The organism is Collimonas rhizosphaerae (genome assembly GCF_038896935.1).
GTDB lineage: Bacteria > Pseudomonadota > Gammaproteobacteria > Burkholderiales > Burkholderiaceae_D > Collimonas > Collimonas rhizosphaerae.
Map to the genome: position 1 here is coordinate 1 of NZ_JBANDC010000032.1, position 25,173 is coordinate 25,173.

Annotated in this window: 11 protein-coding genes and 1 pseudogene; 4 read left to right on the top strand and 8 right to left on the bottom strand. The window is 56.1% G+C overall.

Annotated features, from left to right (window positions below; genetic code table 11):
- Window positions 1–851: 851 nt before the first annotated feature.
- Both V8G57_RS25445 and V8G57_RS25450 read right to left on the bottom strand, forming a co-directional pair.
- Window positions 852–4,526: a transporter substrate-binding domain-containing protein gene (locus tag V8G57_RS25445; RefSeq protein ID WP_342831790.1), complete on the bottom strand. Its 3,675-nt coding sequence runs from the start codon at window positions 4,524–4,526 to the stop codon at window positions 852–854.
- The gene (locus V8G57_RS25450; RefSeq protein ID WP_342831791.1) at window positions 4,513–5,139 is read right to left on the bottom strand and encodes a response regulator; all 627 of its coding nucleotides are present in this window, start codon (window positions 5,137–5,139) and stop codon (window positions 4,513–4,515) included. The genes V8G57_RS25445 and V8G57_RS25450 overlap by 14 nt, the downstream gene beginning before the upstream one ends.
- 217 nt (window positions 5,140–5,356) lie before the next feature.
- On the opposite strand from V8G57_RS25450, the gene V8G57_RS25455 reads away from it, so the two are divergent.
- A complete protein-coding gene (locus V8G57_RS25455) occupies window positions 5,357–6,640 on the top strand; it encodes an EAL domain-containing protein (RefSeq protein WP_342831792.1) in 1,284 nt (427 codons plus the stop codon).
- A 43-nt stretch (window positions 6,641–6,683) separates the two neighbouring features.
- Here the strand turns inward: V8G57_RS25455 and V8G57_RS25460 are convergent, their stop codons facing one another.
- The 6 genes from V8G57_RS25460 to V8G57_RS25485 form a co-directional block, all read right to left on the bottom strand.
- Window positions 6,684–7,361: a DUF2968 domain-containing protein gene (locus V8G57_RS25460; protein ID WP_342831793.1), complete on the bottom strand. Its 678-nt coding sequence runs from the start codon at window positions 7,359–7,361 to the stop codon at window positions 6,684–6,686.
- A gap of 96 nt (window positions 7,362–7,457) precedes the next feature.
- Window positions 7,458–9,041, bottom strand: a complete 1,584-nt coding sequence (locus V8G57_RS25465) for a TolC family protein (RefSeq protein WP_342831799.1) — start codon at window positions 9,039–9,041, stop codon at window positions 7,458–7,460.
- Between the two features lie 517 nt (window positions 9,042–9,558).
- Window positions 9,559–10,809, bottom strand: a complete 1,251-nt coding sequence (locus tag V8G57_RS25470) for an HlyD family type I secretion periplasmic adaptor subunit (RefSeq protein WP_342831794.1) — start codon at window positions 10,807–10,809, stop codon at window positions 9,559–9,561.
- Between the two features lie 15 nt (window positions 10,810–10,824).
- Window positions 10,825–13,107: a type I secretion system permease/ATPase gene (locus tag V8G57_RS25475; RefSeq protein WP_425458331.1), complete on the bottom strand. Its 2,283-nt coding sequence runs from the start codon at window positions 13,105–13,107 to the stop codon at window positions 10,825–10,827.
- Window positions 13,108–13,180: 73 nt separating this feature from the next.
- Complete coding sequence (locus V8G57_RS25480) at window positions 13,181–14,257, bottom strand: OmpA family protein (RefSeq protein WP_342831795.1); 1,077 nt, start codon at window positions 14,255–14,257, stop codon at window positions 13,181–13,183.
- A gap of 35 nt (window positions 14,258–14,292) precedes the next feature.
- Window positions 14,293–17,490 (bottom strand): Ig-like domain-containing protein, encoded by a 3,198-nt coding sequence (locus tag V8G57_RS25485; RefSeq protein ID WP_342831796.1) that lies wholly within the window; start codon window positions 17,488–17,490, stop codon window positions 14,293–14,295.
- Between the two features lie 2,514 nt (window positions 17,491–20,004).
- Between V8G57_RS25485 and V8G57_RS25490 the strand changes: the two genes are divergently transcribed.
- The 3 genes and pseudogenes from V8G57_RS25490 to V8G57_RS25500 form a co-directional block, all read left to right on the top strand.
- On the top strand, window positions 20,005–24,390 hold the full coding sequence (locus V8G57_RS25490) for an Ig-like domain-containing protein (RefSeq protein WP_342831797.1): 4,386 nt from the start codon (window positions 20,005–20,007) through the stop codon (window positions 24,388–24,390).
- A gap of 20 nt (window positions 24,391–24,410) precedes the next feature.
- The gene (locus V8G57_RS25495) at window positions 24,411–24,836 is read left to right on the top strand and encodes a hypothetical protein (RefSeq protein WP_342831798.1); all 426 of its coding nucleotides are present in this window, start codon (window positions 24,411–24,413) and stop codon (window positions 24,834–24,836) included.
- Window positions 24,837–25,022: 186 nt separating this feature from the next.
- Window positions 25,023–25,173 (top strand): annotated as a pseudogene (locus V8G57_RS25500) (sodium:proton antiporter); the annotation flags it as partial.

The following is a 25,173-nucleotide window of genomic DNA, read 5'->3' on the forward strand; positions in this document are numbered from 1 at the left end:
AATTGCAGCTGCAACCGGTCTTTCACCTGCACTACCCGGTCCAGGCCCATGTCTATGGTTTTGAAATGGCGCGACTCAAGATCTTCAAGCCAGTCTGCGAGTGTGACTGGTACGGGAAAGGTATTTGTCATTTACGATCCAAAATTAATCATGAGGAATATTAAGATCAAATAATTTTTGCGAAAGGCTCTAGTCACCGTAGTTATATGAGACGAAAAAAGAGGCCGCCATGCTATGAAAGCCACATTCTTCTTTATGCAACATTCGGGGACTCACCATACGTTACGCATTCTGTGTGGAGCCAATCATCACAGCAGCAATAACTACTAGTGCTCGCAGAATACGTAGTAAATAAACATGATAGCTCATAACAAAAATCGCAGTAAAACAATTATTCAAAAAACATCATTAAGTCACAAGGATCATACCGAGCCCCTACCAAAGCCATCTAGTGAGCCGGTGGCGATTCATCGACGGCAATGACATCACCATCTACCTAGATGGACACTCTGATATGAAAGTCGATCGTGGCGTTAGGTCATACTATCCAGCGTGCGAGCTATCAACGCCCGTCTCAGCATCAAGGCATAACATGATATTGCGTACTTTTGCGCCGTATAGAGGTAAGCACTCGGTGAAAGCATCTTGAGAGAAGCCTGGTCAGTGAGGAGGATGGTATCCACCTATTGTTGACTGAGCTTAAAAGATAGGCAAAAATGGAGACCTTCCAGTTCTCAACAGGCCAACTAGATTTTATCAACCCTAATGTTTACGGGGTCTGGGATGATTTGCAATAGTAGAGGTGACCGGAATCGTACATATTCCACGACGCATATTGCATGCAAGCCAGTTCAGACTTCGGGCAGCGCAGCCGACAACCATTTTTCTAGAGATTCTTCAAGACGCGCTATTTCCCTTAACACCACTGACATACCCCGGCGTAAATCCGCTTCGGCAGCCCCATCGCGACAAAGACTTTCCAGCTCCGCCGCCGCATCTGACAATATTCGTCCCCCCACTATCGTCGAGGCGCCTTTAATGGAATGCGCGACATCGCTCACCGCCAACCAGTCCGCCGTTGCGGCACGTTGAGAAAGCAACAGCGCGTCACTGCGATTGGATTTAATCAGTTCATTCGCCAGCTTTGACATCAACATAAAATTACCCTTGGTCATCGCCTCCAGGGAACGCACCTCGAACAGTGGCGCCGTTGTCATTGACATCTCGTCGATGACGCCATGCGACAGCCCCGCAGTTAGGCGTCGCTGCAAATCGTCCAAGCCGATCGGTTTAAACAGGCAATCATTCATACCGGACGCTTTGCAACGCTGTACTTCCTGCGGCTGCGCATTCGCCGTATATCCCCAAATGACGCAATGATTTTCTTCATCACATTGGCTTTCCGCATGACGAATTTCCCGTGCAAGTTGATAGCCGTTCATCACCGGCATATTGCAATCCGTCATCACCAGATCGACATCATTGACGCGCCAGATTTGCAACGCGCGCGCCCCATCTTCCGCATACTGCACTTCGTGTCCGAGATACTCCAGCTGCTGACAAAGCACAAGACGATTGGCCACATTGTCGTCCACGACCAGCACCCGCAGCCGATTTGACTTGCGAGCAGTCATTGCTATCGGCGCGGTGGAAATGTCAAACGCTTCCATCGCTGCCACAGTGAACGTGACCATGACTTGCGTCCCTACACCAGGCTCACTCTGGAGTTCAATCCCTCCCCCCATCATCTGCGCAAGCTTGCGGCTAATGGCAAGTCCGAGACCGGTGCCATTGCCCGCTTCCTTGGCGTTTCGCGGACTGACCTGCACAAACGAAGAAAATAGTTTGGCTTGTTCGTCCTGCGCAATGCCCTGCCCAGTATCTGTCACCATCAGCTGCACCGCTAAGCGCGCATCACCGTCGTCGCGCGTATCAACGCGAATTGTCACCTGCCCCTCGTCCGTAAACTTGATGGCATTGCTCACCAGGTTAGACAGTATTTGCTTGAAGCGCATCGGATCGATCAACACATCGACACCCGCCTCGGCGTCAATGAAGGTCCGCAAGGTCAGTCCTTTTTGGCGAGCGAGGCCATCAAATACCCTGGACACCGCTTCGACCAACTCACGCAGATTGGCACGCTCGGGCACCAATTCCAGCTTACCGGATTCAATTTTTGCGATATCCAAAATATCGCCAATGAGCCCTAGCAAGGTTTTAGCCGAATCGTACGCCACTGTAATTGACTGCCGGTCCCACCGTCCCTCGTCGCCACGCTTAAGTACTAACTCCAGCATGCCGATGATGGCGTTCATCGGCGTGCGTATTTCGTGACTCATCGTCGCCAGGAACGTGGATTTAGCGCGGTTGGCCTCATCTGCTGTGTCTTTGGCCATTTGTAATGCATTGACCAGTTCCTCGCGCTCGGAAATGTCAATCCAGCCGCCTATCATGCCGGCAGGATGGCCCCGCGTATCATTAAACGGCAATGTCCAATGATAAATTTTGAGAGAGCGTTGGCCAAACGCTATATCCCGATCAGCAAACTCAGCCTTGCCATCTTTCATCGTTTGCAAATAGGTCGCGTGCAGGATTTGTGCCGATTCGTCAGAGAGTATGGTCGCCTCCGGCAATGTCTTGCCCATGACGTCTTCACGCTCGCCTCCCATGGCCTCAAGATAGCTACGATTACATTCGATCAAACGGGCCTGCAGGTCACGTACATAGATCGGATGCGGCGTGCCGTCAATGAGGGCGCGCATAAATTCAAGTTGATCGTCCAGCGCCCTCTCAGCCAAATGCCGCTTGCGTATCTGCCTGCGTAGATACACAATCCAAAACAAGGTCGCCAAAATCAATAGCATTGCGCCGCCGGCGATCTGAAAAATCAATGAGCGATAGGTATTCCACGAACTCGGTCCGGTATCGCTCTTCTCCCGCCAGCGATTGGTCAGCATGATGGCTTCAGCGGGCGACACGCTGAGAAGTACCTTATTTAGAATGTCACGCAACTCCGGCTCGCCGCGACGCACGCCCATTGCCAGCCGTGCCGCCTCGTCGTCAATACTGGCTGCGATATGAAGTTTTCCGTGAAAAAATCTACTGATGAAATAGCTGGCGACGATTTGGGTCTGAACGGCGCCATCCACCTGCCCTCTGTCCAACTGCTCGAATGCCGTCATCGCGTAGTCGGTCAGCACAAGTTCGACATCAGGGTACTGCTTACGCAGCAACGGGACCAATGGATTGCCGGCTTGTATTGCCAGCTTTTTACCTCTGAGACGCGATACATCCGCCACAGGCTTTCCATCATCTCGCGTGACCAGCACGAAACTGTTAATCAAGTACGGCCGCGTAAATGCAATGTCGGCTAGACGATCAGCACTGATGGCCACCGAACCGATCAGGTCAGCTCGGCCGTCACGCACTTCCTTGACCATCTCCTGAATCGAATCAACACGTATCACCTCAAACTCAAGGCCCGTCTGCAACCGGACGAGACGTAGATAGTCGGACACAACGCCATTGAACTGGCCGCCTTCGTCAAAGAAAGTCACGGGGGCGAGAACGCCGCTGACCAACACTTTGATTTTCGGATGCTGTGCGATCCATCGCTGTTCGACGGCAGTCAAGGCTGGCATCGTGGAGCTCAGACGGAAATCCAAGCCCACTCCCCAACGTCTCAGCATAGACTCGTGCACCTGTTCCGGAATCGCCTGAAGTACGGTATCAAGCACGCGCAACAAAACGCTCTCTTTACGCTGTACCGCAAAGCCAACGCCATCCTGACGACCGGTGGCATATCCGTCCAGTTGCACGTCATTGAAATAGCTTTTGTTGATCAGGTAGCTGGCACTGACGGCATCGCCCAAGAAGAGATCGACCTGTCCGTAGGCCACCGCCGCTATGGCCTTCTGTGCCGAAGAAAACGGCGTCAATATTGCGCTAGGATAAAGACGTCTCACCTCGTCGTCAGGCAAATACCCCGTCACGATCGCCACACGCGGAGCAGCGCCGGCCTTACCGGCGAGGCGATGTTCTCCAATGCGTACCACACTGGCCGTGCGATCCTTGACGTAAGGGCGAGATAGCGCGAAATCCTCGCTTGGCAAATCACGTTGCCTGCTCAGTCCCAATAAATCGATATCGCCCTTGGCGAGCGCCACATTTGCGGCGCCACGCGTGGGATAACGCCGCACCTCAACCGACACGCCCAGGTGTTTTGCCAAGAGGGCGGCATAATCTGCCGTCAATCCATCGAAATCTTGGTCATTATTCGTCAAATCGAATGGCGGACGATTCGGTGGTCCCACCGTACCCAACACCAGCGTACGTTTCTTTCCTAGCCATCGCCAGTCGGCGCCGGATAGATGGAAATTCAGGCTTTGTTCAACCGGTCGATCTAACAATTGCAGACGCTCTATCGACGCCTCTCCCGCCGTTTCCACAGCAGCACCGGTGCCGCAACAAAGCACGAGCACCATCAACACCATCAGGTGTCGACACGTTTCTTTAGACGAGGCCATTGCGTCGCGCAATGTCTATCAATTCGACCAGCGATTGGGCATTTAGCTTTTCTTGCAAGCGCGCCTTGTAGGTACTGACTGTCTTGGGACTAATCAGCATGCTGACAGCGATTTCCTTGCTCGGGATACCACTGACCAATTGCTGCAGTACATCCAGTTCCCGATCAGACAATTTCCCAATCAAATCATCTTCGCTCATTTGCAATCCCCGTTTGCGCTTACCTTGGAACGCCAAATCGGGGAAATAACGGTACCCTCCCAGAATGGCAATGGTCGCATTCTGCAGTTCTGCCAAATCCTTTTGCTTACTGATGAATCCGGCAGCGCCGGCTTCCATGCAACGATTAGCGAAATGCTGCGCACTTTGTGACGTCAACACCAAAATGCGGCTAGGGGGATCCAACGCCTCCAGCCGTGCAATGACTTCCATCCCATTGAGGCGCGGTATGCCGATGTCGAGCACAATCATGTCCGGGTTAAGATCCCGGACAAGCTGCACTGCATCCACGCCATTATCGGTTTCCGCCACAATCTCATGACCTAACTGCTCCAGCAGTGAGCGTACAGCCATGCACACGACGGGATGATCGTCAACGATAAGAATTCTACTCACTGTGTACTCCATCAAACAAAAAAATGATCACCAGACTCGCCAATAGACCGCCCAGTCAAGACAAATCCTACACGCGAACCCCATCATTTGGCGCGACATCACGGCAATTTGCCGTTTCAAGAAAACCCTTACAGGACAAATCGCCGTCCCCTACATCGTTGCTGCCGCAAGAGCCGGACAATCGACCTTCTTAAAACACTTCGCTCACGCTACTATTGTGATTCATCTACAACGATCGATACTTATCCTGGATGACCACCCGGCGCAACGACTGGCAACCGTACTCCTGTTGGGCACATTGGGTTACCACAACACCTACGTTGCCGCCAACGGCGCAGCCGCGCTCGACCAACTCGATCAATTAGGCACGATCGATATCGTCCTGTGCGACATTCGCATGTCCCAGATGGACGGCATCGCATTTTTGCGTCAGCTCGCCCACCGACAACTCCCCCCGTCCATTCTGATTTGTAGCGCAGCCGACGAGAGTCTGCGCAGATCCTTGATCTTCCTGGCATCCCAGCTAGGCTTACATGTTCTTGGCGACGTGCAAAAACCGATACCGGCGAATTTTCTGCATCAATTGCTACAACGACATGTATCCAAGTCGGCGCCCAACGACCCGATGCCCTCAATGCCGCCGGCGGAGCTCGACCTCCACCTGCGCGACGCGTTTTCGTTAGGAGACTGCATTACCTATTATCAACCGCAATATGCTCTGCAGACCTTGCATGCCACCGGTGTCCAACTCCAATGCTTCTGGCAACATCCGACACATGGTTTGCTACCCTCTGCAGCATGGATGCCGCAGATGACGGCACAGCAGCGTTATGCAGTGAGCTGGCATATTGCCGAGCAGGGTCTGCAACTGGCGTGCGCGCTCGTGCAACGCCCGCGGCCCCTGAACGTCTCCATCCCCTTGCATGACATCCATCTCCAGTCCGCTTGGCAGCTTGAAGCGATCCAAGATTATGTGGAGCGCCACCGTCTATCTCCGACAGCCTTGTCGCTCGAACTCGATGCCACCCATTTCTCACAACTCTCCCCTGCGGCGATAGAAAATCTGATCCGTCTACGCCTCAAGGGTTGTCATCTCACCATGCGCATAGATGCCCTCAATGTACCGTCTCCGCGTCAGCTCTACGAGCTCCCCTTTAATCACCTCATGCTCGATGCACACCATCTCTGGCCTGCCGAAAATCCATCGGCATACCGTGCCGACATGGCTGGGGTCATTACCGCGGCGGCAGCGCTGGGGATACGCGTCATCACCAACAACATCGACAGTTGGCAACAAAATCAGCTGCTATTACACATGGGGTGCCCATTCGGGGTCGGCCAATGGTATGCCTCCCCCATGGAGGAACACACTTTCTCGCAATGGCTCCATGGTGCCGACCTCCAGCGCTTCGGTACCAACCGTCAGTCCCCTACGCTGCGCCAGCGACCATCATTTTCGTGTCCCAACACTGTTGATCGCCAAGCACCGCGCTTCAATTAATCAATCGCAAGTATCGCTTGAGCACAGTGGCCTTCAAAAAGCCTCACCTCTCATGCCCTGGCGAGACGCGCTCTTGTGCATTGACGCCAGACAGTGCTTGCTCTAATTGTTGAATATCGCGCTGTAGTTGTTGCAGCTGGATCGCACGTGCTTTACGCTCGATGTCAGACGCCTGCGCCTGGCTTTGTGCGGCTTCGCGCGCTTGCAGAATGCGCGCTTGCTCACCTTGCATAATTTGCATATCTGCGTTCAACGTCGCCAAGCGCGCCTCGCTCTCCTGCGTCGCACGCGCCAATGCGCGCTCTTGCGACGTTAACACTTGTAGCCGCATAGCGTCGCTCGCCCAGTCGGCGCTACGCTGTGCCAGTCGTGTGTACGCTTGCTCCGCAGGGGCGAGGGCGTCAAATCGCAATACCCGCCACAAGTTCTTTTTGTGGAGCAGCGCAACATAAAAAATAGGCGCGTCGTCTGCCAGCAAGAGCGTCGTACCGTATTCGCCGCTATAGCTCGTCCGCAGCTCCCGCACCGTCTTCTCGGTCAGTCTCTGCTTCAGTTCAGCCAACGGACTGGTGAGAACTGGGCGCGTACCCGCCGCATTGCCGTAAAATGTTGGCGCGACCGTCGTTTGCGCTACAGCCGTCGCGGTCACCGACGCCAAGCCAAGTAGGCATACATAGACCGATTGATTAAATCGACACTGCATCGATTGCTTAAAGTTCATGCTTGCCTCTAAAAACAGTGCGTTGGCATACGGCGTTCATCCGCGCGCTGCCAACGCGTTGCGCACATCGCCCAGTAACCCATCGACTTGACGCTATTAAGGCTGCTGCGCGCCGCGCAGCCAGCTGACAAGCTGGCCTGCGCCGTTGTATTCCTGGAAAATCGCTTGGTAGCCGTCGAAACGACTCGTAATCTCGCTCACCCTATTGTTATAGTGATCACTTTCAGCCGATAGCACGTCCAGCAATGTGCGCCGCGCCAGGTGATACCATTGCTCAAAGAAAGCCTTGCGAACACCGTCGGTTTCTGCCGTCAGGTCGTGATATAAGTCGGCGCGCGCCAAAGCCGTTTTGGCATTCTGGTCAGCGGTGCGGACACGGTACTCCAGGTCCAGCTGCTGCTGCGCCTTCTTCTCGCGACTGGCGGCGGCGCGCTGGTAAGCCGCCGTCTGGGCAGCCTTTGCCGAGCCCCCCCGAAAAGCAGCCCAGTTGATCGACAACATGGTTTGAAACGGCTGTTCACGCCCCAGCGTATCGCGGCTCGTGCTCTTGCTGACCACCCAGTTCAACTGCGGCCGCGATGACGCTTTGAGGGCGTCCACGTTCAGTTCGGCGGCTTCGGCCTCCGCTTCCGCTTGCTTGATCGATGGATGCTCATTGACCGTGGACAGCATCGCACTCAGATTGGCGGTTTGCAGCGGCAACACGCGCCCCGGCAACGCCGGGATGGGACCATCACCAATCAACTTACGCAGGTTCAATTCGATATCCTGCACCCGCGCGACGACCGTATCGCGATTCGATTCGGCCTGTAATAGGCGCGCCTTCGATTGCGTCAGCTCGCTGCCACGCCCGCGATCCACACTCACGATCTCCTGCAGCATACTCACTAGCGTTCCCATGCGATCGACGTATTGCTGGCTAATATCGGCAATCAGACGATTTTTTGCCAATTCAATCACGTTGCTGCACACCTGAAACGCCGATGATGCCAATTCCGCCTCGTAGCGCTGGCGCGCAGCCAACACCAGCCGCTCCCGGCTGTCTATGGTTTTACCGGTGCGTCCCCAGTCGTAGACGGTCGTCGTCATATTCAAGGTCACCCCCGCACCGGTATCGTTGTTGGCGCTGCCGCCGCCCAGCGACGCGGCCTTGGAATGCGACCCGATATCAAGCTGCGGCCAGCGCTGCCCTTTCGCTTCGCCCACATCAGCTTGCGCGGCCTCTAATTCAGCATAGGCTTGACGCACTTGCGGACTGCGCTGCGCGGCTTGTTCGACCGCCCGATACAACACTTGTCGCAGCCCGGCTTCATTCATCAATGGGCCGGACTTGTCGATATCGGTGTCCGCAGAACTGGCTAACCATTCCGAGAAGCGCGCGCTGGCGGCATCGACCGCCTTGGTCTGCGCGGCACTGAAAGGCTGCTTGGACTGCGACCTTGCTGCGGGCGCGACAATGATACTGTCGCGCCCCTGCGTACCCGACAGTGGTGCTTGGCTCGGCGCCGGCGTGGCCGCCGCTTGCATCGAGAAGTCAAGCTTCTTATCCACCGCTACGCGTGGTGGCGCAGCCAAGCTGGGCGTTGCTGTCACCGCCGGCACCGCCTGCGGCAGGACCTCGCGGGACGCCACCGGCGTCACCGCCGGGCTGGAGGCGACAGAGGGCACTGGCTTGAACACCAATTGACCATCGGTATCGCCCGTACGCACCGCTGCCGGTACGATGGGCCGCGGCGTTAGATTCTCCGACGGTGTCGGTCTGACCGGTGCCGACGTCACCACGGTGCGGGCGGCAGGCACGGGAGCTGGCGTGGGCGCCGCAGCGGCAGGGATCAGGGTGACCCGCGTCGGCGGTGTTGGTACAGCCGGAGCCATTGTTGGTGCAGCCGGGACCACTGGTGGCGCAGCCGGTGCCGACGCTGCCGCTTGCTGCGCCGCTCCACGCACTACCGCAGGAGGTGTCGCTCGTGCGGGGGCAACGGCTGGGGGCGCAATCGACGCAGGCGTTGCGACCTGGATCTCACTGGCCCATTCCAGCACAGGGCGCTGTATCGTCAGTTCCTGTGCATGCAAAGGCTGGAGGCCAATCACGGCGCTCAAGCAGCACAGCGATCCCATCGCCACGCATATCGGCCGCCGCCTCATTGTTCTCTCCCCGTGGCGCCTGGCAAATAATTGCTCTTATTCGGCATGATGATTATCTTTCTCGGAAGGCTTCCCGTGCCTTCAGCACAGGTTTGAGCAAATACTCCAAAATGGTCTTTTCGCCGGTACGGATCTCCACTGTCGCCGTCATCCCCGGGATGATCGGTAGCGTCTTGCCTCCCGCATGCAGCGCACTGGTTTCAGTCAATACCTGCACCCGGTAGTACGTGGCATCGGGCCGGCCGGCTGCCGCCTTCTGATCATCGGTCAAGGTATCCGGACTAATATGCTCCACGGTACCCTTCAGTCCCCCGTACACGCCGTAATCGTAGGCCGATACTTTAACTGTCGCCGGCAGCCCCGGCCGCAGAAACGCCACATCGGCCGGCTTGATTTTGCCTTCGACCAGCAGTTGATCTTCCAGCGGCACGATTTCCAATATCTTCTCGCCCGGCTGAATCACCCCGCCGATGGTGTTGACCCGCACATCCTTGACCGTACCCCGCACGGGCGCTAGCACCGTCGTGCGCTCCACGACATCGGCCCGTCCCACCAGATTCTCGGTGGTCTGCGACAACTCCATCTCCAAGCGCGACAACTCCGAATTGGCGTCGGCCTGATACTTGTTGCGCCGCTCCACCATCTGCGACTGCAGATCGTTGGCCTGACGACGCATACGCAAAATCTCCACTTCCGAGACCAGGCCCTTCGCTGCCAAGGGTTCGGCCAGGCCGATTTCCTTGACAATCAATCCATAACTGCCCTGCAACGCCTGGATACTGGCGTCCAGCGCCCGGCGCCGGGCGTTGTAGGCGAGTGTCTCCTGCTGCACCACCGCCGGATCCTCCTTGACGACATCCGGAAACACCAGCGCTTGCTGATAAGCCTCCGCCCGCAAGCGCGCAATCGCGCCTTCCAGTCCCACCAATTTGGAGAGAGCCTCCCGATAGCTCGCCTTGGCCCGGGTAGGATCGATCTTCAGCAGGACTTGCCCTTTTTCCACCACAATGCCCTCGCGCACATCCAATTCGGCCAGAATACCGCCTTCCAGGCTTTGGATGACTTGCTCGCGACTTTTTGAGATGATCTTGCCCTCGCCCTGCGTAATCTCTTCGACCCGCGCAAATTTGGCCCATGTCAGCCCCGCTGCCAGCACCGCCAGGATCAGATACAACACCGCTTTCGAGCCAGGCGTGCGTTGCGTGAGCAATGACTCCCGCAAATCGCTCATAAATGCCGCGTCGCCCGCTTGCAACGGCGCCTCATCGGATTTCCGCCAAGGCAGACGAGAGAACCAGGTCATGGCTGCTCCTTTGTTTTATACATTGTCCGCTCCCAGGTTCGCGCTCGTCGCCGCAACTGGCTGCCTGTTGGCCACCGGCGGCTTGCTCTCCGCAGGCTTGGGCGCTACTTTGACGGTATTCGAGGTCAGCGTCGCCATGATCTCTTCCTTCGGCCCATCGGCCACCAAGGCACCATCGTCGACCACCAAGATACGATTGATCAACGACAGCAAGGACGGCCGATGGGTCACAATAATCAGGGTATGGCCTTGCGTCGCGCGCACCAGATGCCCCATGAACTGGGCCTCGGTTTGGGTATCCATCGCGCTGGTCGGCTCGTCCAGCAAGATCAATTGCGGATTGACCAGCAAGCAACGTGCCAGCGACACCAATTGGCGCTGACCGCCCGACAGCCCTTCACCCATTTCGCCGATCGGCAGGTTAATCCCCAGCGGGTGCTTACTTGCCACCACATCCAAGCCCGTCAGGCGCAGCACGCGCAGGAATTCGTCGGCCGGGGCATCCGGGCGACCGATCATGATGTTTTCGCGCAAAGAACCATAAAACAGGCGTGCATCCTGCCCCACATAACCGACCGCCTTGCGCCAGTCGGCCGGATCGATTTGCGATACATCGAGACCGTCGGTCAGCATTTGGCCACCGACCGGCGCATACAAGCGTGCCATCACCCGCAACAGCGTCGATTTACCACTGCCGATGCGCCCCAGGATCGCCACCCGCTCACCTGCCTGAATCGACAGGTTGATGTTCTTGAGCACCTCTGGATTCGGTTTATTCGGGTCCGGTGAAGGATACGCAAAGCGGATGTCCTTCAGCGTCAGCTGACCGTTCAAGGTCGGCTGCGCCAGATAATCCCGGGTCGGATCCCGATCCACCGGCATGGCCATCAATTTGTTCAACGACGTCAACGCGGCTTTTGCCTGCTGAAAACGCACCGCCAAGCCAGCCACCTGGTTCAAAGGCGCCACGGCCCGTCCTGCCAGCATCACCGTCCCGATCAGCGCCCCTTGCGTTAAGGTGCCGTCACCGATCAGATAGACGCCCGTGACCACCAGCACCACCGTTTGCAGTTGCTGAAAAAACTGTACCAGATTCAGGGCCGAACTGGAGAGCAGGCGCGACTTCATGGAGGTGCTGGCGGTCGCTGCGCTAAACGCATCCCAACGGCGCTGCATATACCCTTCGCCGCCCACCGACTTCAGTGTTTCCAAGCCCTCGATCGATTCGATCAAGACGCCTTGTTTCAAGGACGATTCGCGCAGGTTCTCGCGCATAGTGCGCGCCAGCGGCCATTGCACACTCACGCTAATGGCAATGATGATCGGGATCAGGCCCAGCGTGACCCAGCCGAGCGGCCCACCAATCATAAAGATGACGCCGACGAACAGCAGCACAAAGGGCAGATCGGAAATCGCCGCCAGCGTGGCCGAGGTAAAAAAGTCGCGCACTGACTCAAATTCGCGCAACTGATTGGCGAAGGAGCCGGACGACGCCGGTTTGTGTTCCATTTGGACCGCCAGCGCTTGGCGAAACAGCATCGTGCCCATCACCAGGTCGGCTTTTTTGCCGGCGACATCGAGCAGTTGCGCCCGCACATACCGCGCCAGCGCCTCGAACATCATCGCGATCGCCACCCCAATGGCGAGCGACCACAGGCTCACGTAGGCCTGGTTCGGCACCACGCGGTCATACACATTCATGGTAAAAAAGATACTGGCCAGCCCCAGCACATTGATCAGCAGCGCTCCCAGCGCTGCGCTGGCATAATAGCGCCGATAGCGCCACAACGTCACAAACAGCCAGTGACCGGCAGGACGCGCGGTTTCTTCACCGGCACGCGTGTCGACCTTGGCTTGCGGCTTGACTAAGATCGCATAGCCCGCATACCAGCCATTGAATTCCTCCAGGCTGATATCGACAATCTCATTGCTAATTTCTGGCATGACCAGTTGAAACACCGGCTTACCGTCGGCATCGCGCCGACGGCCGGTCAAAATGGCCGCCCCCTTATCCTGCCGCAACACAATCAACGGCATCAGGTGCGCAGAAAACTCTTGGACCCGGCGTTGCACCAGACCACCCGTCAATCCCGCATTGGCCAGCGCTGTCAGCGCCAGCGCAGGCTCCAGCAGGCGCCCTTTCGGGAGACCCGCACACAGCGCTTCGGCGCTACGGCCGAAGCCGTAGTGCTCACACATGAGCATGGTGCATTGCAATAACGTATCCACCGCGCCCACCATCACCGGCGCGCTAGCCGCCGGATCTTGCAACACTTCTGCAGCTTTATCCGACGGCATGAGTTCCTCATTTTTCACTTGACAACATTCTTTTATGCTAACGCGTTTTACATCAAAAAGGATCAGTCAAGACTCAGTTTTGACGCTGGCCATCCACCCGTACCACCACCCGGCGATTCGGTGCATTGCACGCAATATTGGCTTGAGTATTCACCGAACCACAGCCATCGTCAACCGGCTCGCGGTTGCCCATGCTTTCGGTCTGGATGATCTGACGCGGCACACCATTCTCGGACAGTGCTTGCTTGACCGTCGCGGCCCGGGCGGCGCCCAGACGTTGCGCTGCATCGGCGCTGCCGATCAGATCGGCGTGACCAATGACGGTGATCCGCTTCAACGCTTCCGGTTGCGCCAGCAGCGTTTGTGACAGTTCAGCCAGTTCGGTACGGCCTGCTGCACTGATATCGCGGTAGCCCGATTTGCCAAAAGCGAACAGGACGTCGCCGTTCAGGGTGTAATCACGATAGGTTGGCGCTTGCGGTGCTGGCGCCGGTACGGCTGCCATGACAGGACCTGCCTGGCAAGCGTGCACCGCCGAAGCGCGTGACAGGGCGTGTACTTGGGCGCGTGCGCCGGCCAGTTCACGTTCTGCATTATCACGGGACACCGGCACCGGCGCACCGCTGCTGCCGTCTTCAGTGACCTTCAGGAAGTAGGTCGCGCCGCCCTCCAGACTAGTTTGAAAGCGATCCACCGTTTTGCCGCGGTAGGTTGGCGCGTCGTTCAAGTAAGCACCGATCGTATGGTTGCCCGGTGCCACGCAAAATACCGAATAGCCATTCGGCAGCAGTGCTGTATGAAATTCGCCGTCCACATACACGTGTGCGGCGGACCCTTTTTTTGCGACGGTATTGGCACGGTAGTAGACCACTTGTGCCTGGCCGGACACCACCGATGGCACGGGATTGTACTGGGCATCGAAGACCTGGCCGGCAACGGTGCCGGCTTTCATGGTTTGCGCGCCAGCCGGCAAGGCGATGGCACTAAACAGTGCTGCGCCCATCAGCGCGGCAGCGAGAACAGATTTGGAATATTTCAACATGATTTCACTCCAGCCTGCAGCGCTATGAACGCTGCAGGACAAATAAATAGAAAAGGAAAAGTAAATTTGCAAGGCCAGCCAGGATGGCGGGTCGATGCGGGTGCCCAAGCGGCGCAGAAGCAGCCGCTTGGGAAGTACAACGCTTAGGCGAAGCTGGTCTCGACGCCTTGCTGTACCAGCAGATCGATATTCAAGCTGCCGTTCTGATAGACGTTGTAGACCACGCCACCGATGGTGACCGCGCCTTGCGTGGCCCAATCGCCCAGCAGACCTGCCAGATCCACCTTGTCGCCGGCATCGCCCTTGACCATCATCTGCGTGCTGTCGTCGTTGATGAACATGCCTTTGCTGCCTTGCTCCAGCACGTCGTTCAGCGACAGTTTCAGCGTGTTGTTGCCGGTACCGGTCAGATCCACCACTTCCACCGACGAGACCCGATCGCCGAGTTGGGAGAAGTCCAGCACCTGGTCGGCGCCGGTCAGTTTCAGCGTGTTGCTCTGATCATCGCCATGGGCTTCAAACGTGTCTTCTTCGCCTTCACCGACGTAGAACACCTCGCCGCCCAAGATATCAAGGTCACGAATCTCGTTGTCAACGGTGGAGGACGTTGGAAAGTCAGTTACTTGACCCATAATTAGCGAACCGAATTGCAGTTGCATCCCGTTCTCAACGAAAATCGAGAAGCTTGCGTAGGCGAGACCATCTGGCATAGGGATCGTGACTATACCAGCGTTATATGCACCGAGGTCAACGGTATGAATCACATTTCCGTTAGCATCATAGAATTCGATGGTTGCTGCATTGTTACCACTCAAACCGTCCGCGCGATAGTCGAGAGTCAACCCACCAGCTATTTTCCCTTCTGCCAAATCAAAACGAACGGCCTCATCTTTGCTCCCGCTCTGATTGGTCAAACCCAAATTACTGGACCCAGGACCTGTACCATCACCGGTCACGATATAGACTTGAGTACCGCCACCCACTTTGGTAATCTCGAAGAGATCTGTATTACGAGTTTCATCGTCCAGCCAAGGGGGGGCTGCCGCTCGCATACTCTCAAAATCCTCAAAAGGTATCGCCACACTGTCAGACACGTACATCGAACCGAATTGCAGTTGCCTCCCGTTCTCAACGAAAATCGAGAAGCTTGCGTAGGCGAGACCATCTGGCATAGGGATCGTGACTAGACCAGCGTTATCTGCACCGAGGTCAACGGTATGAATCACATTTCCGTTAGCATCATAGAATTCGATGGTTGCTGCATTGTTACCACTCAAACCGTCCGCGCGATAGTCGAGAGTCAACCCACCAGCTATTTTCCCTTCTGCCAAATCAAAACGAACGGCCTCATCTTTGCTCCCGCTCTGATTGGCCAAACCCAAATTACTGGACCCAGGACCTGTACCACCACCGGTCACGATATAGACTTGAGTACCGCCACCCACTTTGGTAATCTCGAAGAGATCTGTATTACGAGTTTCATCGTCCAGCCAAGGGGGGGCTGCCGCTCGCATACTCTCAAAGTCCTCGGCCCCATATAGCGATCCAAACCCAAAGATATCCACAGAGAAGTTGAACTGATCGCTCGTAGTCACATTGCCGAGGGGATCGGTGGCTACCGCGGTAAGGACGTGCGAGCCACCGATCAGCGGTGTGATGGGTTGAAACGTCCAGTTGCCGTAGAAATCGGCTGTAGTCGAGCCGATTGAGTTGCCGTTATCAAAAAGCTCCACCGTGCTGAACGGCTTGGCTGTGCCGTTAATGACCGGTTGCGCATCGTCGGTGGTATCGCCGGGATTGATCGGACCTTGGTTAGCGCCCTCGTTGTCGATCACTTCTGTGATCACCGGGCGCACCGGCGCCGAGGTATCGACAATCAAATCCCACTGATTGGATGGCTCGCTGACATTGCCCGCCTTGTCGGTCGCTTCCGCGGTAAATTCGTGACGCTCATTGGTCAACGGGGTATCTGGACGGAATTTCCAGTTACCATATTCGTCAGCCTCCGTTTCGCCAATCTTGACGCCGTGGTTATAAATCGTGACGAAGCTGTATGGTTCGGCCGTACCTTTAATGGTGGGACGGTCTTCGCTCGTGCTATCACCCGGCGCAATCGGGTCGCCGTTGCTATCAAATACTTCGGCAATCACAGGACGATCCGGCGCGGCCGTATCGACAATAATCGTATGCGAATCCGATGGCAGACCAACATTGCCTGCCTTGTCGGTCGCTACCACGGTAAATGCATGATCGCCATCGTTCAATGGGGTGTCCGGACGGAAGGTCCAGGTACCGTCGTCGCGGACCGTGGTCGAACCAATCAGCTCACCATTGTCGTAAATATCCAGGCGCGCGCCAGGCTCGCCCTTACCATTGAGGGTAGGACGATTGTCATTGGTCAAGCCGCCGTCAGGCACTTCACCCATGAACGGCTCGACATCGTCGACCACCGATTCAATCAAAGGCTTGCCAGGGGCCTGGATATCCACGTCGAAATCGATAGGGTCCGAAGGATCACTACGATTACCTTCCGGATCGATTTCCACTGCAATAATCTCGTGCGGGCCGTGCGGCAGCGGATTGGTCGGCTTGAATTCCCAGGTGCCGTCGTCCTTGACCACGGTTTCACCGATTTTCTTGTCACCATCCCAGATTTCAATTTTGTTGCCCGGCGTCTCGCCTCTGCCGGTAAACACCGGGGTCTGATCATTGGTCACGCCACCAGGCGCAATCGGACCGCTCGGCTCGACATTGTCGTACACTTGATCAATGCTCGGCTTACCTGGACGGCCACCGCCGCCGTCACCAGGACCACCGCCACCGCCATTACCGCCACCACTACCAGCCGCGAATGCCGCGCCAATCAAACCCAACGCGCCCAAACCAAACAGACCCAGGCCCAGCCAGCTCATCCCGGCAGCAGGCACCAAGCCGCTGCCGAAACCGACCAGTTGCTCGCCGCCCAGCACTTGCGGCGATGCCACGCCGTCGGCCAGGAACGCCATCGCATGATCCGATTCTGCATCCGAAGCAATGTACTGGTAGTAAGCGCCGTCTTCAGCAACACCGACCAGTTGGCCTTCGTTGCCATAGAAATTCTCGATGATCAGTTCTGGCTGATCGTAACCGGTGCCCTCCAGGGACACATGCAGATCACTGCCGACACGGCGAACCGTGATGTTTTCCGGCGCGGTGCCGGTCTCGGCGTCGGCCAAAATGTATTTGCCGCCACGGATAGCTTTTACCTTCGATGCTGTCCCCTGCTTAGTCGTGCGCAGATCCACCGCTTGCGTGATCTCTTTGCCATCGACGACGAGTAATTTGACTGCGTTCCCTGCCATGTTCATTCCTTAAAATTTGATAAAAATTGAGTGTTGCCTGATTCATACGGCGGCGATGCCAATACGCCACTACACGAAAATGCCGCGTCAAGTTGCGGTCTAGCGCGTGCTGGCATATCCTTAGTAAAATCAGCTACACCTCATGCGCAGTAGAGCCCGGTCATGAAGGACATCCCTTCAGTTTTTTTCCGTGCGTCGACTTGAATGCAAGTGTAGAGATCCGATGACACACGGTCTGTAGGTAAGCGCCCACCTTGCAAGGGAACAAATCCGTGAAATCTGTAAGGTAAGTCCTACATGGAGAACAATGCCGCTAGAAGTGCGTGATCGAGAGCAGCCCGCTCAAGGCGCGTAGGCGAACCGGGGATGATTGTCATTGCCAGCGGACCGGCTCTGCCGCGGCGACGTCGCCATAGGACAAACCCTCAGATGATTTACCGACAACGTGAGGACTTCTCCGCTGCGGCAAGCGTGCCGCCCCCTAGGCAGCTAGCCAGGACCGCGTTGATAGAGTGTGGGTAGGGAACTTTCTGAGGGAGGCATGTGGCGCGTCTTTTGAGGTGACGGCACATTCTGTTTGCAACGCATCTTACTAATACCTGTCGCAACGCATCTGCTCGCTTGAATCTTTTGCATTTTAACGACACTGGCAACATGGGAAGCTCTGGCGATACAGATGTGATGAGTCCCCCTAGAGGCCGCGCGCGATCCGAGACAAGCACGTATCATCCGGCCTGGAAGAGCACTACATTGCCTACGATATTTAGGGACGGACTTTCAACAGTCCGACATCCCAGCCTGTCAAGACCCGCAGTTCCCTTCAACACATTTCAACCTATAGTGAAAGCCACGCCATTGCCAGTTGAGGAGATACCCGCCGTTTCAGCGAAAGTTGTATTTCGATTTCAAAAATAGATGCATCGCTTCTGTTGGTATTTTTGCAGCGCCCTATCTCCCCCTAATAGGCAGGGGAAATATTGATTTTTGCCGCTCCGCTGACTACCCTGGTCCTCTAGGGGGAAGGGTGGAAAATGTGCGACGAAGAAAACCACATGCTCACCGCCACTGACGTCTTTCTCAATCTACTAGCAGAGCAAAAGAGGATACACACTCTCTTGCGCGCAACTCAGCGACTGGTGCAGCATTGTTGCGCACATCGGCAATATCTGGATGCCGTCACTATGCTACCCGTCATCACGTTGTTTGACGCACTGAACACAACTTGCCGCAGCCGCAGCATCGAAATACATGTCCTCCCTGCCGTTCAGAAAGCAACGCAAGAAACGACCCCATTCGTTGCAGAACTAGCGCTGTCGAATGCGGTAGGAAGACGCTTGCTTGATACAGCGGGGCAGTAGTTACGATTTTCTCCGGAGAAAAAACAGGCTGCGCCGGAAGAACCGTATGCGTCGCTTGAGCTCTATTGCTGCACTCTCCATGAGCGACGTGCTAAAGAAATCAAGGTGCTATTGCCATTGGCGCAATACCTGTTATTGAGCGACGATTGGTTTGCCATAGGGGTGAAATTATTATCTATAGACACGAGGAGTAGAGTCTTGGCCTTCCCCCAGCAGCACTGACGCAATTGCCCACGTAGGCTCCTGCATCAAACAAATCCTTCAGGAGTGAAGAAATCAAACATGGTCATTAGCATTGCGCTGACGATATAAAGAATCAGAAAAATCTTTGCCATATGGAGAAAACCCTTACATTTTTTTGGAGATTTTTTGCGTAACATGAATGATGACCTCTGCAGATTTTTGAATGGCGATCTCTACATTCATCCAAAACATGTTAATGATCTGCGCCCCCAAGAGTAGTCTCCATCGTTGAATGAACGAGGGACTGACGGCCGCAAATTAGGAACATGATGCTGCAATGAAATTCTCCCCCCGTCCAATTGTATTCATAAATTGGATTTGACCCGCATCCGCAAGGTGTGCGGGTCTTTTTTTTATCCGTAGTAAAACACTCCCATGTTCAATGCGAAATGAAGACGTCTGCCTTCGGCTTTCCAGTTCAATAGCCATTGCTATTGGCATAGGTGCACCGCGTCAGATAATCCTGCATCTAACATCATGTTTCTTACCCGCGCGTCTCGCACGCACCATCCTTACCTCCTTCTGTTTCCCGATAGTGCCTACGCCTGGATTCGGTGTCGTTATGCTCCTACGACACATAGCACAGGAGCTGCGCGATAACCGTCTTTTGCAAACAGATGCGCGGCGACGCCCCACCTAGCACGTCGCGCTGACGCGCTGAAATTCGCAGCGCCGCACTCAATGCGGGAACAGATCCAATGCCTTACGAAAGTAACTTTTCCCCACCATTATTCAGATTAGTCCTACATCCAAATGCGGCGCCCTCGGACATAATCTGGCCCTGCGCTAAAAGACGTTTTGTCTAGCGCATAAAGATTTCAGCTGGTGACTATTCGTGTCGATCCAAGACCACGAGTGCAAGTAGAAGCATCGAAAAATGTCATCGCTCCCAACTCGTCATTAGGATATTCCCGTGAAAATCACACAAGCTCGTTGGCTCAGGCCCGTTGTTCGTCTTCAAATTGTCGCGCAAATCGCCGTCGCGTTGCTGCCGTTCTATGGCAGCAACGCACATGCGGTTGACGCTGAAGTAGATGCAACAAGTACAGGGAGCGATGTCAATCATCAACAATTCCAACAAACCATCGCCCAGAAGTTCTCTGACCTCGCCAACAGTGCTGCTTCCGGCAATGCCGCTACGGCGCTCACGCAAGAGCTCACCGGCAGCGCCACGAAAACGACCGAAGACTGGTTCAAGCGCTTCGGCACAGCCCGCATCAATCTCAACTACACGGACAAATTGAACATCGACAGTGGTGCGATCGACCTGCTGCTACCACTGGCAGACCGTGAAAATCGCCTATTGTTTACCCAGATTGGCATACGTAAGAAAGACGCCCAGATCACCGGCAACATTGGCCTCGGCCAGCGTCATTTCGCAGACGACTCGATGTTCGGCTACAACGCCTTCTACGACCAGAATCTGACACGTGGACATCAGCGCGTCGGCATCGGTGGTGAAGCATGGCGCGACTTCCTCAAATTGTCGGCCAATTCCTATCTACGCATCTCCGACTGGAAAGCATCGCCCGATGTCATCGACTACGACGAGCGCCCGGCCAATGGCTTCGACCTACGCGCCGAAGGCTGGCTCCCGGCCATGCCCAGCCTGGGAGGCAAACTGATGTATGAACAGTATTTTGGCAGCGATGTCGGCCTAGCCGGTATTACCAACCGTCAGCGCAATCCCAAAGCAGTCACGCTTGGCTTGAACTACACGCCGATCCCGATGCTGACTCTCGGCCTTGATCACAAGCGCGGCGGCGGCACCGGTGATACCAAGATCGGCTTGCAGCTCAATTACGCGCTGGGCGAATCCTGGTCCACGCAGACCGACGCATCCAAAGTGGCACAGCGTCGCAGCGTCGCCGGCAGCCGTTACGACCTGGTGGAGCGCAACAATAATATTGTCCTGGAATACCGCAAACAGCAGATGGTGAAATTGGAGTTACCGAAGGAAATCGTCGGCAAGAGCAACAAGACTATCGCGCTTGCCTACTCCGTGGAAGCCAAGTACGGCATGCAACGCATGGACTGGCAGCATACTGAATTGAGCGCAGCTGGCGGCACCGTCAACCATATGGGCAACAACCAATTTCAGATCACCCTGCCGGCCTATCAGGTTGGCGGCAACAACACTTATCCCTTGAGCGCCGTGGCAACAGATACTCAGGGAAATTCCGGCACAGCCTCCAGTATTGTCCGGGTCAATGCACCTGATGTCAGCGCCAGTAACAGCATCGTCACCGCAAGCCCAACAGCCATCCTGGCCGATGGAAAAAGCCTGTCCGTAGTCAAGATAGAACTACGCGATGAAGATAACAACCCTATTGTCGGCATGGTGGCCGATTTGACCACACCGTTAACCGAAACATTGCAAACTAACCAGGTACTTGCCCCAAACCTGCCGCTCCAGCCTGCAAGCATTTCAGCGATCCAGGAAGTTTCTGCTGGCATCTATGAGGCTGTCGTAACTGCCGGGACCCGTGTCGGCAACATCCTGGTCGCCCCCGTATTCAGAGAGGTTGCCCTGACCCCGGTGACTATTGCCGAGGGTGCCGACGCCGCCACCGCCCATATCGCCGATGGCGCGATGCGTGTCGTCGTCGATAACAGCGTTGCCAACCTGGCCGCCGCCAATCAGGTCAGCGCCATCGTCACCGATGCCGGCGGCAATCCCCTGACGGGCTTGCCGGTGACCTTTAGCTTCAGCGGTTCAGCCAAGCTCGCGGCCGGTTCTTCATTGACGCCAACCACCGACGCTAGCGGCGCAGTTGCTGTCGGCTTTACCGACGCCGCGGCGGAAACCGTGACAGTCACCGCGACGTTATCAAACGGCAACAGTGCCAAGGTTGCGACGCAATTTATCGCGGACACGAGTTCCGCCCAGATCGGCAGCGGTGACCTGACGGTAGATAAAACCACGATCATCGCCAACAATACCGATACGGCGACCTATAGCGCCATCGTCAAGGACGGCAACGGCAACCTGGTACCTGACATCAGCGTCAGTTGGGCCACCAACCTCGGCAACCTACCTGCCGCCAGCAGCAACACTGACGCCAATGGCCGCGCCACGATCAGCCTCACCGGCACCATCGCCGGCGTCGCGCAAGTCACGGCCAAGGTAGGCGCGCCGGCTGCCGTCAATGCTCCGGCCGTGACGTTCACAGCGGACAGCAGCAGCGGCGGCATCGGCAGCGGCGACCTGACTGTCGATAAAACCTCTGTGATTGCCAACAATACCGATGCAGCGACCTTCGCAGCCATCGTCAAGGATGCCAACGGCAATCCGGTGCCGAACGCCAGCGTCAACTGGAGCACCAACCTCGGCAACCTGTCTGCCACCGGCAGCCCCACCGACGCCAGCGGTCGCGCGACGATCATCCTCACCGGCGCCGTCGCTGGCGCAGCCCAAGTATCGGCCCAGACTGGTACATCGACCGCGACCAATGCGCCAGTCGTGACGTTCACAGCGGACAGCAGCACCGGCAATATCGGCACCGGCGACTTGACGGTGGATAAAACCACGGTCGTTGCCAACAACACCGATGCCGCAATCTACAGTGCGATCGTCAAGGATGCCAACGGCAACGTCGTGCCAAACATCAGCGTCAGCTGGGGTACCGACCACGGCAGCCTGTCTGCAATTAGCAGCAACACCGACGTCAACGGCCGCGCCATCGTCCGCCTGAGCGGCACCATTGTCGGTGCCGCCCAAGTGACAGCCGCCGTCAATACCGGTGCGGCAGTGAACGCGCCGGTGGTGAACTTCATCGCGGACAGCAGCACCGGCAATATCGGCAGCGGCGACTTGACGGTGGATAAAACCACGGTCGTTGCCAACAACACCGATGCCGCAATCTACAGTGCGATCGTCAAGGATGCCAACGGCAACGTCGTGCCAAACATCAGCGTCAGCTGGGGTACCGACCACGGCAGCCTGTCTGCAATTAGCAGCAACACCGACGTCAACGGCCGCGCCATCGTCCGCCTGAGCGGCACCATTGTCGGTGCCGCCCAAGTGACAGCCGCCGTCAATACCGGTGCGGCAGTGAACGCGCCGGTGGTCAACTTCATCGCGGACAGCAGCACCGGCAATATCGGCAGCGGCGACTTGACGGTGGATAAAACCACGGTCGTTGCCAACAACACCGATGCCGCAATCTACAGTGCGATCGTCAAGGATGCCAACGGCAACGTGGTGCCGAACATCAGCGTCGGCTGGGGAACCGATCGCGGCAATCTGTCCGCAGCCAGCAGCACTACCGATGTCAACGGCCTCGCCACCGTCCGTCTCACCGGTACTGTCGCTGGCGACGCGCAGGTTAGCGCCGCCGTCAATACTGGCGCAGCAGCGAATGCTCCTGTGGTCAATTTCATTGCGGATGGCAGCAGTGGCGCCATCGGCGGCGGTGATCTGACGGTCGATAAAACCACGATCATCGCCAACAATACCGATGCGGCGACCTACAGCGCCATCGTCAAGGATGCCAATGGCAATCCCGTGTCAAACATCAGCGTCAGCTGGACCACAGATCGCGGCAACCTGTCCGCGGCCAGTAGCACTACCGATGACAACGGCCTCGCCACTACCCGTCTCATCGGCGCTACGTTAGGTGCTGCGCAAGTGACGGCGCAGGTCAATGCCGGCACAGCGGTGAATGCGCCGATCGTCAACCTCATCGCTGACGCCGCGACGGCGACGGTCACAGCGATTGCCTCAGCAAAAGCGAAGATCACCGGAACCGGCGTCGAAACCAATACCGTGACGGCGACTGTTACGGACGCTTTAGGTCATCCGGTTGCCGGCGCTACGGTCAACTGGACCACCAGCCTGGGCGACTTGAGTAGTGCAACGTCGGTTACCGGTCCTACCGGCATGGCAACGATCGAACTCACTGCTGTTTCGACAGCGGCATCGAATCCAACCGCCAATGTCACGGCGGAAATCAACGGCAGCAACCGTACCAGCCCGACCCTGGTACGTGCGGTAATCCTGGCTGGCGGCCGACACTACTGGACTATGCAGAGCGATCACAACACCACGGTTGAAGCAACGGCAAATACAAATTGCAGCATCTATGGTGATGGCACTGTTGCGACGTTGGCAGATTTAGTGGCATTTACGTCAGCAGGTGCGGACTTTAACAACATGACCGTTGCCGGTGAGTATGCAAATAACTGGTGGAACCTTGGCGGCACATGGGGAACGCTCTCTGGCGACTTCCATTCTGCGGGCTCACCCGTCGGAGCTACGATTCCCAGCGCGGGTACTGCATACGTCTGCGTCAGATAAGGCAACACCCGACAGATGGCATGAACGTAGAAAAATCGTCTGGCCAGGTATTTGGCCAGGCGAGTTTTATACTTAGCAATCCCAAAAAACTCTCCGTTGAGACTCGATTTTTAATCGAAATGGTTATCTTGAAAACATCAATTATTCTAATGTGCGACTGCATGTCATGGACAATCAATGCACAGGCTTCCAGCGCCAATGCCTGGATAAAACATCACGAGAATGTCGTTGACAGTTGTATAAAAATCAGTCAACTCAACGATGCAAAACCAGCAGGATCCCCAGTTGAGTTTCCCGACAGTGCGGGTTACACAGCTATCATGCTACAAGGACATATGCTCAAAGGGAGTATGAAAAAAGCAAAGAGCCGCGCACTCTGTCTTTTCAACAAAAGAACTCAAACAGCTTATGTCGCTGACGCTGAAATGATGAGTGCAAAAAAATAGCTACTTCTGGATGCCGAGTGCCGCGCACAGAGCGAGAAATCCGTCACCAATATTAAACGCTTATTTAAATGATTTACAACATCTGAGCGGAGAACACTTCAAGCATCAATTGATGATGCGGTCGTCATCCATTTCAGACTGGCTTGATCGGTCATTTTTGTCAATCGCCTCATCGGGGAGAATACAATGCACAAAAAAATACTCGCTATCTTGATCGCTTTGCTGCCCGTGGCGGCGCAGGCAGCGGAGCTGGACGGCGTCCAGCTGTCGGCCTGGTGGGGCGTGCCTTTCATGGGCCTGCTGCTGTCGATTGCGCTTGGCCCGCTGCTGGCGCCGG